Source organism: Pirellulales bacterium (assembly GCA_035656635.1).
In the GTDB taxonomy this organism is placed as follows: domain Bacteria; phylum Planctomycetota; class Planctomycetia; order Pirellulales; family JADZDJ01; genus DATJYL01.
In genome coordinates this window covers 1-12,990 of sequence record DASRSD010000182.1, presented here as the reverse complement: position 1 = coordinate 12,990, position 12,990 = coordinate 1, and the positions used below count along the sequence as shown (strand labels likewise).

Sequence of the window (12,990 nt, the reverse complement as noted above, 5' to 3'; positions counted from 1 at the left end):
CCCGGAAGCCAAGCCTCTACAAATGGAATCGATGGTTGACCAGATTAAGCTACCCGTTGGCGGCGACAAGCAGTTGTCACCATAGGATAAAATAGTTGTAAGGCCTTTCCGTCAGTTTTGTTCTCGCCGCCACTCCCCACGTTTCAATCCGTAGGTTCATCTCGATGTCCGGCCGCACTTCCAGCCACGAATTGCTCCGGTTGTTCGCCGAAGTAAGCGAACCCTTATATTTGCTGGATGAGCAGCGCCGCATTGTATTTGCGAACCAAGCCGCCTGCGATTGGCTGGAGGTGGTTGCAGGTGATGTATTGGGCCGAGTGTGCCGATACCAATCGGGCGATGCGAATCCACCCGCGGCGCTTGTCGATTCCTTGTGTCCACCGCCGGAGGCATTTCATGGGCAAAAGAGCACCGGCACAATTTGCCGGCAAACCGTCGCAGGACGCCTTGAACAGCGGCGGGCAGATTTTATCCCCCTGGCCGGAGAAGGTGAGCGATGGGTTGGCGTACTGGTGATTGTTCGCGACGGAGCTTTGTCGACCGACGACCAATCTTCGGACGAAGTGCAACAGAGAGACGGGCACGAATCGCGCCGGTTGCACGATTCGATCCGACGGTTTCGCAGTGAAACAGCCCGTTGGCATCATGCGGAACGGTTGGTTGGTCAAAGTCCGGCTATGGTTCGGGTGCGCGAACAAATTAAATTGGCCAGCAGTGGAAAGGGAACCGTGTTGATCGTTGGCTCGCCTGGCATTGGTCGACAGCACGTAGCACGGGCTATCCATGCCGCCACAGCTCAGCAGCATCCGAATTTATGCGACCAGGGCACTGGCCAGGACGAGAGTGTTACGGATTCAAAGGCCGAAAATCCGTTGGGGGCGTTTGTTCCAGTTTCTTGTTCCGTGTTGCCGCCGGAGTTGCTCTGGTCAACCGTCGCTGCTTTAAGCAACCGCTGCCGACGGGCATTGAGCGGCCCGGTTTCAACGTTATTGTTGGCCGATGTTGATCAATTAGCGCCCGAAATTCAGCCGGAGTTTAATCGCTGGTTCGCTGAAGTTCCGCCGAATTTACGGGTTATTTCGACATCACGGGAGTTGTTGGAATCAGTTTCAGAGCGGGGAAACTTACGTGCTGATTTGGCCCAGCGGCTAAGCACGCTGGTTATCCAATTGCCGCCGCTGGCTGATCGGCGCGAAGATATTCCGCTGTTGGCGCAAATGTTTTTGGAAGATTTGAATGCTCAAGGGGGCAAGCAACTGCGCGGCTTCAAGCTGGAAGCGATGGATCGTCTGGTGTTATACGATTGGCCCCGCCAGGCAGACGAATTGGCCACGATCACCCGCCAGGCCTTTGCCCAAGCGGAAGGTTTTGAAATAACACCCGGCGACTTGCCCAAGCAATTGCGATTAGCGGCTGAAGCGGTGCGTTTCTCGCGTCAGTCGCCGGAATCGATCGACTTGGAAAAATTTATGGCCCGAGTAGAAAGCGAATTGATCGATCGGGCCCTGCGACAGGCAAAGGGAAACAAAAGCCAGGCTGCCCGATTGCTGGGGATGACCCGGCCGCGCTTGTACCGTCGGATGGAGCAGTTGGGATTGGATGTCGGCGAGGAGGATGCGTCGCCATGAACCGAATGCCATTCATCATTTGCGAAACGACGGGCGATTGGGCCGCGATTCTTGGCCCCTTGTTGCCGCCAAGCATTTCACTGATTGAAACGCGTCGCCTGGACGAAGTGTGGGAGCGGTTGCAGGGCGCAACGGCAGCCATTGTGGCCCTGGAGCTAACGCTGGAACGGGCAGACGAAATTCAAGCGGCCTTGAGGCGTTTAGGTGATGAGTTTCCGCAAACCGTGCCGATGGTGTTTTCAACACGAAGCCTGGCGGCGTGGGAGGAAGTTGTCCGGGAAGCGGGCGCGGTTCACTTTGTTTCTTCCACACGTCGAATCGGCGAAGTGGTTGATCTTGTCCGACGCCGAGCTGCTTCTGCAATCGGCGAAGCTTTGCACGGTAATGAGGCACCCTCGCTGGAAGATCAAATTCTTGGCAGCCTGCCCTGGGGCGACTGATTGTGCTGTGCAGTTTACAGAATTGCTAAAAAATCTTGAAATTGGCAGGGGTTGCCAGCATTAGGATGCATGAGTTCCAATACATGCAACCATTTAAATTGAGGTTTTCGCATGTCCGTTGGCCCCATCGACCAAACCGCCGTGATGGCGGTTCTCAATGAATTTAAAGATCCCGAGACGGGCCGCAGCGTTGTTCAAATGGAGCAGGTGCGCGAGGTACAACTCAACGGAGAAACGCTATCGCTGACACTGGGCCTCACAACGCATTCCGCGCCGCTATGGCAGGAAACGAAAGCCGCTCTGGAAGAGTTGCTGCGCAGCCGTTTTCCACAATTGAAGGCCGTGAGCGTGAAGCTGGCGGTTCATGTACGCCCTCCGCAAAAATTGGGGAGCATCGGCCTGGCAGCGAAAAGTGTTATTGCCGTTGGTTCGGGCAAGGGAGGCGTCGGAAAGAGTACGATTGCCGCCAGCTTGGCCTTGGGATTAGCCCGCAGCGGCTGCCAAGTCGGACTGCTCGATGCCGACGTGTATGGTCCCAGCATTCCGCATATATTGGGTTTGCAAGGTCAGCCGGAACGCGCCGGCGAAAATAAAATCAAGGCCTTTGAAGTTGCGGGGATGAAAGTCATTTCGATGGGTTTCTTCGTGCCGGCCGGCGAGGCAGTGGTATGGCGCGGCCCGATGTTGCATGGAGCCATTACGCAGTTGCTGCGAGACACAGCCTGGGGCGAGCTTGATTACTTAATCATTGACATGCCGCCGGGCACCGGCGATATCGCTTTGACGCTTTCGCAACTGTTACCGCTTTCTGGCGCGGTGGTCGTATGCACGCCGCAGGATGTCGCGTTATTGGACGCCGTGAAAGCGATTGCCATGTTTCGCAAGGTCAACATTCCGGTGCTGGGCATGGTGGAGAATATGAGCTACTTCATTTGCCCTGACTGCGGCAAGCGGTACGATATTTTTGGTCATGGCGGTGCTAAACGGCGAGCCGAAGAATTGCGGATTCCATTTCTGGGAGAAGTACCAATCAACATTCCGATTCGAGTGAACGGTGACGAAGGGCGGACGATTGCGAACTTTGAGGACCCGGCTAGCGCGTTGCATCTGACGACGATTTACTATCGGCTGGTGAAGAACTGGGCAGAACAGCATCAGATGGCGCCGCCGTTGCCATCGCTGTCGGTATTGTGAAATAAGTTGAGCGTCCTTTGAAGGCATGCGTTTCTACCCAGGGATGAAATCGACATAACTGCCGGAACAGTAAAGATTTGGCTGATTACAGCCCAGTAGCTCATACCACCAAAATGGTTGGTATATAAAACGCTAGAGCCGCGAAGATCGGCGTGCCGATCCCCGCGGCTCTTTCTCGTCGGGTCTGGAAAGAAGAGCAGCATGCGCCGGCAACTAACGTGCGGGCGACACTGCGAGGCGAAACTACCTCTTCTTCTTCTTCGCCTTCTTCTTGGCTGACTTCTTGGCAGCCTTCTTCTTCTTGGCCACAGTACGTCCTCCGTAAATAAATCGTTGGGAGAACATTTGCCCGCCGTCCTCGACGGCTAATCGGCAAGCGACTCATCAACGACACAACCAACCATGATGAATAGCGTGCGTCGAAGTGGCGTGCAATTCATCTCGATTTGCCACCACCACACCATCCTAAATTCTTCGCACCTTCCATCACATCTTCCCTAGTTGTAGGCATTGCAAAGAAAAATGCAACACCAATTTAAAAAAATCTTTTCAATCTTCAAAAAAAAATGTCAAGAGCAGATTACAAAAAGTTTTTACTGAGTCGCGCTGCAACCAAATCGCTGTGCGCCTTTGTCGCGAGTAAATTTATAAAATGGCGTCCAAAAACAATTCTGCATTAAGATGATTCTCACCTGTGTGATGCCACTTGTATCGCGAAGCGTTAGTAAAACGAGACGGTCGTTCCATTACGAAGCTTCGCCGATGGTTGCTCGCGGCGCTGTTGCAAACTCCAGAAAGAGCGTTCGTAGGGCTGCCGAGTTTGTAAATACAGCCAGCGCCCTAATGAACCACGAGCCAATGCCGGCGATTCTTCGGTTTTGCCATTCCAGGCCGATAATATATTGTGCCAGGCATACCGCCATTGTCGGCGACGAATGTGGATGGGATCCCATGCGTACCATTGGCGGCTTTGTTCTATCGTGCGGATCCCGTGCGAATGTCTCAATTCAAATAGCTGATTGTGTAGCTGCTGGGCTCGTATAACTACCTCATCCCGTTTCAGACGACAATTGGGGAAGAAAAGAGTCCGAAAGAAATGAAAGCGGGCTGAGCTTAAGTTCGACGGGTCGATCGGTGGTAACAAGGTCATGGAAATCTGCGCTTGGACCCGCTGCAAACGTTCGATTGTCCTTTTCACCCAGTCCACAATTTGCGGTACTTCTACACCATAAAGAATGTCATTTCCGACGTCAGTGATCAAGGCAAAAGTAGGGATGGGAGCTTGCATCGAAAGCGATTCCCAGAGCGAACAATGGATGATGCCCGGAAGCGTTCGGCCCAGCACTCGACTTTCGATTCCGTAAGATCGCCCCAAGCCTGCGGCGGTAATTATTTGCAACGGCTGCCGGCAAACAATTTGCGCAGTTTCCACGACGGTCGAAATGCCGCGCATGAGATTGCTGGCTCCCAGCAATATGACGCGGCAGGATAGATCGCTGCGGTATGACGTTGGATTCGGAAGTTTGCTATCCGAGAGCATAGGAAAGGTTGCGACGTTTATTCTCGCTGTAGATTCGAGTTGAGCCACAACATTACTTACCGCCAACCTCCGCCGAAACCACCACCGCGCCCCAGGTATGCCTGTAATGTCATGAAGCTTGAATACGCCAGCATGCCGAACATCAAGGCCAACATGGTGTTGTGTTCTCTTTGCAAAGCCCACAGCGCCACGCCGGCAGCCGCAGCGATGGAAAGTATCAGCGAAAAACGGATTCCTTCCCGCGGATGGATTAACGTCAGCACTTCTCGAGAAATTCTTCCGCCATCCAGCGGATAGACCGGCAATAAGTTTAACAACGCCCACCATACGCTGCACCACATCAGCGAATCTTCAAAAACCCTTAGGGCGACTGACGAGAGCGGCTTTCCATCTTCCAAAAAATCGAGTTGATGGAAAAACGGCAACGGATTGTCGATTTGAAAACCGCCAACATGAAAAACACTAGCCACCGCTACGGCCAACAATAATTGGGCGAGGGGACCAGCAACAGAAATCAGGATTTGCCGTTTCGGATCTTCGCCGCGCCGATTGCCAAAGCTGCCGAAGGATTGGCCTGAAATCGCCAACCCGCCAAAGTGATATAACACCACGTGACATGGAACACCGAATGTCCGGTAAGTTAGGGCATGACCGAATTCGTGTACGGTGATCGAAACCAGCACTGCGGCGGTCCAAATTAACAGTGCCGTGCCCATATTCAAACCGGTTCCTGGTCCGGCAAATTGATGAGCGAAATCCCACCCGAGTACAATGTTCGCCAGCCAAAACCAGGGGGTAATGCGTACCGGAATGCCGAGCAACTGGAAGTGCAAATCCCAGGGGTTGGACGGCGGTTCGGCGAGCAACATGAAAGCGTTCCAAGGTTACAAACAGCAGCGCATTGAGCCAAAAGCACCAACTCGCAGACTGGCTCGATCATAACAACTGCCGATGATTTTAGCAGATGCCGGACGGAATCACCGGAGGAACGTGAGTGCCGGATCCGTGCAAGATTTATCGTCCAACGGATCTTGTCCGGTAGTGGGCATAATAGGAAGCAATGCCGAACTGGGAATGAAATTGGACTCGATCGGTTTGCATCCGTTGCTCTGACACGCAGTTTTTCCGGATGATGCTGTTGACAAAAGAGGAAGCAACGGTTCGACCGGTTGTTCAGGACTAGCTCGAACAGCCAATGGCTGCCGAAGCGGTTGCATTCCAAAAAGGACCGACCTTGCGGCCGCCCACATACCGCGCAATGAGCCAAATGTTTCACTCACCGCCGTTGGTTCGTAACCGCAGTGGACCATGCAATCCTGGCAGCGCGGATTGCCGCTAGCGCGGCCGTAGGCGCCCCAATCCGTCGTGTCAAGCAATTCCTGGAATGTTTGCGTGTAGCCATCATCCAACAAGTAGCAGGGTTTCTGCCAGCCAAACACGTTATAGGTAGGGTTACCCCAGGGCGTGCATTCTAGTTTCCACTGGCCCCGCAGAAATTCTAAAAACAGCGGTGAGTGGTTGAACCGCCACTTTCGCGGAGCTTTATCCAACAGGCGTTGAAACAGATGCACAGTCTGCTGCCGAGGTAAAAAATGATCCTGGTTGGGCGCCTTGGCGTAGCGATAGCCAGGAGAAATCATCATTCCTTCTACGCCCAGGTCCATCATGGTGTTAAAAAATTCGCGCAGTCGCTGAGGATTCGCGTCGTTAAACAGAGTTGTATTCGTGGTCACACGGAAACCGGCCGCCACGGCAGCGCGAATTGCGTTCACTGCCAGGTCGTAAATGCCGTCGCGGCAAACGGCAGCGTCGTGTTCTTCGCGCGGTCCGTCCAAGTGGATCGAGAACGAAAAATACTTTGAAGGCGTGAACTTTGGCAGCGATTCTTCCAGCTTGATCGCATTGGTGCACAAGTAGACGTACTTGCGCCGGGACACCAATCCGGCCACAATTTGGTCGATTTGCGGGTGTAATAGCGGCTCGCCGCCGGGAATCGAAACGATGGGCGCGCGGCATTCCTCGGCTGCCTGAAAACATTGCTCGGGCGAGAGCTGTCGCCGCAAGATTTCGGGCGGGTGCTGGATTTTCCCACAGCCTGCGCAAGCCAGGTTACAACGCATGAGTGGTTCCAGCATTAACACCAAGGGATACCGCTTTTGCCCGCGCAGCTTGTTCCACAGCACATATGAGGCAACCGTCCACATTTGTGAAATTGGCACAGCCATTGGAGAGCAGTATTCAGTAACCAGTAGGGATACAAATAGGAATCAGCAGTTACACGTTAGTGCTGAACTTCGCCTGCCGCTTTGGTCCAGCGAGCTAGGGCCATTAGCGGAAAATAAATGCGGTAATAGTGATAGCGCAGATAAAACACTTGCGGAAAGCCGGTGCCAGTGAACTCGGTTTCGTGCCAGGTGCCATCTGCGTTTTGTTGCGCGAGCAAAAAGTGAATGCCTCGCAAAGTGACCGGATGATCAAACCGGCCAGTTGCAATCAAGCCCAGCACTGCCCAAGCAGTTTGTGAAGCGGTTTCACGCCCCTGTCCGCGCAAATATGATTGAGCGTAACTGTTGGCCGATTCACCCCAGCCACCTGAAGGTTGCTGGTGCGCGATGAGCCATTGAGCTCCAGCGACAATGGCCGGGTCGTCATGTGGCACTCTAACGGCAGCCAGGCCTGTCAGCGCTTGCCACGTCCCGTAAATGTAATTAACGCCCCAGCGGCCGAACCAACTGCCATCGGCTTCCTGAGCTCGCCGCAGGTAAGCGACCGCCCGATCAACTGCATCGTCTCCTACTCGGCGGCCGGAGCCGGCCAGCGATTCCAGAACGCGGCCGGCTAGATCGGGAGAACTGGGATCGATCATGGCGTTGTGGTCTGCGAACGGCACATGGCATAGGAATTCCGCAGTGTTGTCTCGATCGAATGCACCCCAACCGCCGTCTCGATTTTGCAAAGCTAACATCCATTGCATGCCCCGCTGCACAGCACCGGAAATGTCATCGCGCAACAGTGCATGGCGACGGGCATCAGGCATGGCAGGAACGGTTGCGTCGGCAATCAAACGCAAGTTTGGCGGCAGCGCAGGCTCGCCATACTGCGAAGTGTTGTATGACTCCTGTAGTGACATCAGAACCATTGCAGTGTCGTCCAAGTCGGGATAAAAGGCATTCACGAATTCGAAACACCAACCTCCAGGCTGCGATTTCACGCTTCGAGACCAATCACCTAGAGTGCGAATTTCCTGCGCCAATAGCCAATGAATGCCGCGCTCCACAGCCGCATCCTGGCCACCCAGTCCGCTGGCAATTAAAGCCCGCAAGGTGAGGGCGGTATCCCATACTGGCGATTTGCACGGTTGAAGCCGGGCGGAATCTTCGTTTTCGATCACCAAATCCCATAGTCGCTGCCGGCAATACTGCATTTCTGAGTGTTTGTCGTCGTAACCAAGCGCGCGCAGTGCGACAATCGCCCAAACCATTGGTGGGAAAATAGCGCCTAGCCCGTCGCTATGGTTAAAGCGTTCAAACATCCATCGTTTAGCCACATTAACTGCAATTCTTCGTAGCGGCGTCAAACCGTGGCGCTGCAAATATTTGAAAGTTTTGTCAGTGAGATGAAAGAAGCGATCCCAACTTAGCAACCGTTTGCCTGAGTTCAGACCAGGACAGCGCGGATATGGCCAAGAAAGCGGATCTTGTAGAAATAGTTCGCGAATGCTGCGTTCCGGCTCGATTTTCCGAACGGGCTGAAACGCCGAGATGATCGAAAGCGGTACCAAAATAGTCCGCGACCAGGCGCTAATCGAATATAGATTTACCGGGAACCATGATGGCAGCAATACGAATTCTGGCGGAACATTGGGACAAGCTTCGTAAGGAATTTGACCCAATAGCGCCAAATAAAACCGCGTAAAGCTATTCACGGCATCCGCGCCACCGCCGGCTAGAATGGCTGCTTGAGCACGCTGCATGTATTTGGCAGCCGGGTCGTGACCAGTAAGCTTCAGTGCAAAATAAGCTTTCACACTGGCGCTGATATCGATTGGTCCGCCAGGGTATTGCGTCCAGCCGCCAGCAGATGCTTGCTTATCGAGCAAATGATTCGCACACTTTTTGGCTAAGGGCGAATATTCTTCGCCCAAAAATGCCAACAGCAGAAGAAACTCGCTTTCCAAAATGCTGTCGCCTTCCAACTCGCCGACCCAAAATCCGTCCGGATGCTGCTGAGTTAACAGCCACTGTTGAGTGCGGAAAATTGCCTGGCGCAGATTAGTGGCAGATGGTTGTGCTGAAAGCGGATGCGCAAACGATGATTGAGCAGGCAGCGACAGAACGGAATCGGATGGCTCAGGGCCAACAATTGACGCTGAGCCCGTGGTGCTCGCCGGATGCGACTGGTGCAACATGACGAACGGTCTTCCTTGACTCGCGGTTGGTAGAATCCGGTAACACTCGACGGGGTAAAAGATTACGTCATTGCCAGCGTTGATACAAGACCAAAGGCAGCATTCGCTGGAATTGGCATGTTGTGGCCGATAAGTTGAAAAGTCTGCATCGACTTTGCGGTGGCAGCATTAAACTTTAGGGAGTATCAGGCCGGATGTCAGATTCTGAGCTGGAAGCTCATGGGTGCTCTACTCACAAGTCAAGCATGAGTACTATTTGATTGCAGCAGCTGTTCAATATCGACGGTGATTTTATCGGGCGTGGTGACCGGTGCGTATCTTTGGATCACTTCGCCCTGTCGGTTCAGGAGAAACTTGGTGAAATTCCATTTAATGGCCGCCGTGCCTAGAATGCCCGATTTTTCGCCTTTCAAAAACTGGTACAGAGGGTGTGTTCCCGGGCCGTTCACTTCTATTTTTGCAAAGAGAGGAAAGCTGACTTCGTACTTGGCCGTGCAAAACTGTTGGATTTCTGCTTCGCTGCCTGGCTCTTGATGACCAAACTGATCGCATGGAAACCCCAGCACGCTAAAGCCTCGGTTTTTGTATTGCCGGTAAAGAGATTCCAGTCCGGCGTACTGCGGCGTAAACCCACAACGGCTGGCCACGTTGACAATCAATAAAGATTGTCCGCGAAAGTCGGCCAGTGTTTGCTGGCGACCATCGATGGCAACGACTTCAATGTCGTATATATTCATGATGTAGGCGGATCGTTTTCGGAATTTGCTTCGTTGGACGTCGACGTTTGATTTACCCAGCGCGGTTCTTTATTCAACAGGCTACGCACGAAAAAATCGCGGGTTCGGCGAACGCCGTACGGGGTGCTGGCCCCCACGCCGTGATTGGCGCCGGGCACCACGAGGAGTTCAAAATCTTTGTCGGCTTTGATGAGCGCGTTGACCACTTGCATGGTCGAAGTAGGATCGACGTTGGTATCCTCCTCCCCCACGATCAGCAGCAGCTTGCCCTTGAGGTTTTTGGCCTGAGTCACGTTCGATTGCTCGGCGTATTCCGGCCCCAGGGGCCAGCCCATCCACAGTTCGTTCCACCACACTTTATCCATGCGGTTGTCGTGGCAGCCGCTATCGGCCACGGCCGCCTTGTAAAAATTGCCATCGGCCAGTAGGGCCCGCAGCGCACTTTGCCCGCCCGCGGAAGTGCCATAAATGCCGATGCGGGTTAAATCCATTTCTGGATATTTTTCGGCGGCAGCCTTCATCCACAATATGCGATCGGGAAAGCCGGCGTCCCCTAAATTTTTCCAGCACACATTGTGAAAGGCCTTGGAGCGCAGGTTCGTGCCCATGCCGTCGATTTGGACCACGATGAAGCCCAATTCGGCCATCGCCTGGCCCTCGTAGTAAGGCGCGAAATTCTTAGGCACAAATGCCCCTTGCGGCCCCGCGTAAATTTTCTCGATCACCGGATATTTTTTCTCCGGATCGAACTTCGTCGGCCGGTGAATGATGCCGTAAATGTCGGCTTGGCCGTCGCGTCCCTTGGCCACAAACCGTTCCGGCGGCCGCCAGCCGGTATCCAGGAGCGCCGTCCAATCGGCGCGTTCCAACGAGCAAACCAGGCTGCCGTTTTCGCAGCGGCGCAATTCCGTCACTGGCGGCATGTCGACCCGGGAGTACGTGTCGACCAAGAACCGCCGATCGGGCGAAAAATCCACTTCATGCGTTCCATCGCCTGCTGTCAATACGACCAAATCGGTGCCGTCAAAATTCACCCGACAAAAGTGCACGTAGTACGGGTCCTGCTCGGCATGAATGCCGCCGGCCCGAAACCAAATTTGCCGTTTGGCAGTATCGACATAATCGACGGCGCGCACCACCCACGGTCCGCGGGTAATTTGTTTTTTCACTTCGCCGCTGTCGACGTTGTACAAATACAGATGATTCCAGCCGTCGCGCTCTGACATCCAAATCAGTTCGTGGGTGTCGTCCAAATATTGCGAGAACTGCTTGTCGGCGTAATCGATAAACGTGTCGCTGTGTTCGTCGACAATGGCTTTCGCTTCGCCGCTGGCCGCATCCACGCCCATAATCCGCAGCACTTGATGCCCACGCTGGTTGTATAAAAACATGAAACGCTTAGAGTCGGGCTGCCAATGCACGTCGGTAATGCTCCAGGCATTAGGAAACAGCTCTTCGGAAACCGCAATTTGCTTGCGGCCGGCAATGTCGAACAGCCGGGGCCGGGCCACGGGAAGTTTGTCCCCCGGCTTGGCATAATCGAGGGTGTGCAATTTGGGCTGCACCTGATCGCGGGGCGACGACTCGATGAAATGAATTTGCCGGTTCTCCCCCACTTTTTCTTGAATGGCTGCCAAATACTTCGAATCGGGCGACCAATAATAGCGGGCCACATAAGGATCGTCGGCCGTGCCGTCGGTCGTCAACTTGATATTTTCGTCCGTGCCGACGCCGTGAACGATCAGATTGTGATCTTGAATATCCGCGCGCCACTTGCCATCGGGCGAGAGAGCGCGGCCATCGGGCGGTCCGCCGCCCCGCCGGCCTCGAAAGCCGCCGCGGCCAGCGCCGGCAAAACGATTGGAGCCATCGACAATGGCCACGCCCGGCTTTTCCGTGGCTTGGAAAATGCCCATGGGTCGATCATTCGCATCGAGCGCTACCCAAACGTGCCCCGCATACGTGTTTTGCTCGAAATCTTTGTTCGGCTCGATGGCGCCGTATTCCGAGCGCTCGCCGCTGGCGTCAATCCACACTAATTTGATCGTGCCGGGCGTGCGGTTGACAAACCGCACGGTCGTATTGGGTCCGTCGCTTTGCGAAGGCCGGGGCCGATCCAAAACCGTAACGGTGGAATGTTCCTCTTCCGATGCGCCCGCCTCTTTCAGCTTGTAGTCGGCCAAATCGCACTGCCAGCGCTTGCCCAAGGCGGAAAAATGGGCTGTGGTTAAATCGGCGGACAGATTGAACGACGTGATCGGCAGATTATCGGCGGAAAACTTTTTGCCGCCGGCCTCCGACAAAGCGGCGGCCATTTTTTTGTGATCAAACGCCTCGCGGCGCTGGCCTTTTTCGGCATCGACCAAAACCCAGTGCTGCTGGTTGGGCCCTGTTTTCACGACATACCAAAATTGCTTGCCGTCGTTGAGCCAGTTGGCCGTGATCCGGTCGGCATAAACTTTACCCCGGGTCCGCTGCTGCAGCGATTGCGCCCGCTCGTAATCGTCTTTCGAGCCTTGGGCCCAGGCCGAAATGGGCGCAGCCCACAAGGCGCACAGCGAGACAATCAACAAAGCTTTCCAGCAGCGATGATTCGACATGGCAATTCCACTTTACTTGGCAAGAAACAACAAAAAGAACAGGGCAGAACGATGGATGGCCCAACGAGAGACGGCCCGATGCTCCTGCGTCTGGCAGACGCGAATATGCCTAGTATAACGGCCCACCTGCGCCAAAGGCGGAGCGGCCCAGGGTAATTTTGCCTGGCACATCCCAGAGGTTCCGGCCCGATGTTGAAGGGCCGCAACCACTTCGAGTTTTGCGCGCTGCAAGGAGGCCCCACATTCTCGCGCAGAACTCGGTTGCATTTTGTGACTGCGAGGCGATCTACAACACCGAGGGCTGAATGGGGCGAATACACGGAGGCGTGAGCCATCTTGATTTTTCGGATAGCATCCTGAATTTCCGTGCAGAAGTGAATTGGCGGACAAGGCCGGGGCTGTTCGGGGTTATTCTTTCGCCCCGCCCCTCGGCTACAATGCGG

General features: G+C 54.4%; 9 protein-coding genes. 3 read left to right on the top strand and 6 right to left on the bottom strand.

Translation table 11 applies throughout. The features are described 5' to 3' along the window. Window positions 1–164: 164 nt before the first annotated feature. The 3 genes from VFE46_18835 (at window position 165) to VFE46_18825 (ending at window position 3,262) form a co-directional block, all read left to right on the top strand. A complete protein-coding gene (locus VFE46_18835; protein ID HZZ30060.1) occupies window positions 165–1,628 on the top strand; it encodes a helix-turn-helix domain-containing protein in 1,464 nt (487 codons plus the stop codon). Beyond that, window positions 1,625–2,068, top strand: coding sequence for a hypothetical protein (locus VFE46_18830; GenBank protein HZZ30059.1), 444 nt, complete (start codon window positions 1,625–1,627; stop codon window positions 2,066–2,068). The genes VFE46_18835 and VFE46_18830 overlap by 4 nt, the downstream gene beginning before the upstream one ends. Before the next feature lie 111 nt (window positions 2,069–2,179). Continuing rightward, the gene (locus VFE46_18825) at window positions 2,180–3,262 is read left to right on the top strand and encodes an Mrp/NBP35 family ATP-binding protein (GenBank protein HZZ30058.1); all 1,083 of its coding nucleotides are present in this window, start codon (window positions 2,180–2,182) and stop codon (window positions 3,260–3,262) included. A 721-nt stretch (window positions 3,263–3,983) separates the two neighbouring features. Here VFE46_18825 and VFE46_18820 read toward each other — a convergent pair. The 6 genes from VFE46_18820 to VFE46_18795 form a co-directional block, all read right to left on the bottom strand. Beyond that, window positions 3,984–4,850, bottom strand: coding sequence for a hypothetical protein (locus VFE46_18820; protein ID HZZ30057.1), 867 nt, complete (start codon window positions 4,848–4,850; stop codon window positions 3,984–3,986). 8 nt (window positions 4,851–4,858) lie between these two features. After that, window positions 4,859–5,671: a site-2 protease family protein gene (locus tag VFE46_18815; GenBank protein HZZ30056.1), complete on the bottom strand. Its 813-nt coding sequence runs from the start codon at window positions 5,669–5,671 to the stop codon at window positions 4,859–4,861. Window positions 5,672–5,779: 108 nt separating this feature from the next. Beyond that, complete coding sequence (hpnH, locus tag VFE46_18810; GenBank protein HZZ30055.1) at window positions 5,780–7,027, bottom strand: adenosyl-hopene transferase HpnH; 1,248 nt, start codon at window positions 7,025–7,027, stop codon at window positions 5,780–5,782. Window positions 7,028–7,083: 56 nt separating this feature from the next. Beyond that, on the bottom strand, window positions 7,084–9,210 hold the full coding sequence (shc, locus tag VFE46_18805) for a squalene--hopene cyclase (protein HZZ30054.1): 2,127 nt from the start codon (window positions 9,208–9,210) through the stop codon (window positions 7,084–7,086). A 239-nt stretch (window positions 9,211–9,449) separates the two neighbouring features. Continuing rightward, a complete protein-coding gene (locus tag VFE46_18800; protein ID HZZ30053.1) occupies window positions 9,450–9,947 on the bottom strand; it encodes a glutathione peroxidase in 498 nt (165 codons plus the stop codon). After that, window positions 9,944–12,547, bottom strand: coding sequence for a DPP IV N-terminal domain-containing protein (locus VFE46_18795; protein HZZ30052.1), 2,604 nt, complete (start codon window positions 12,545–12,547; stop codon window positions 9,944–9,946). Before VFE46_18795 ends, VFE46_18800 begins: the two co-directional genes overlap by 4 nt. Between the last annotated feature and the right edge of the window lie 443 nt (window positions 12,548–12,990).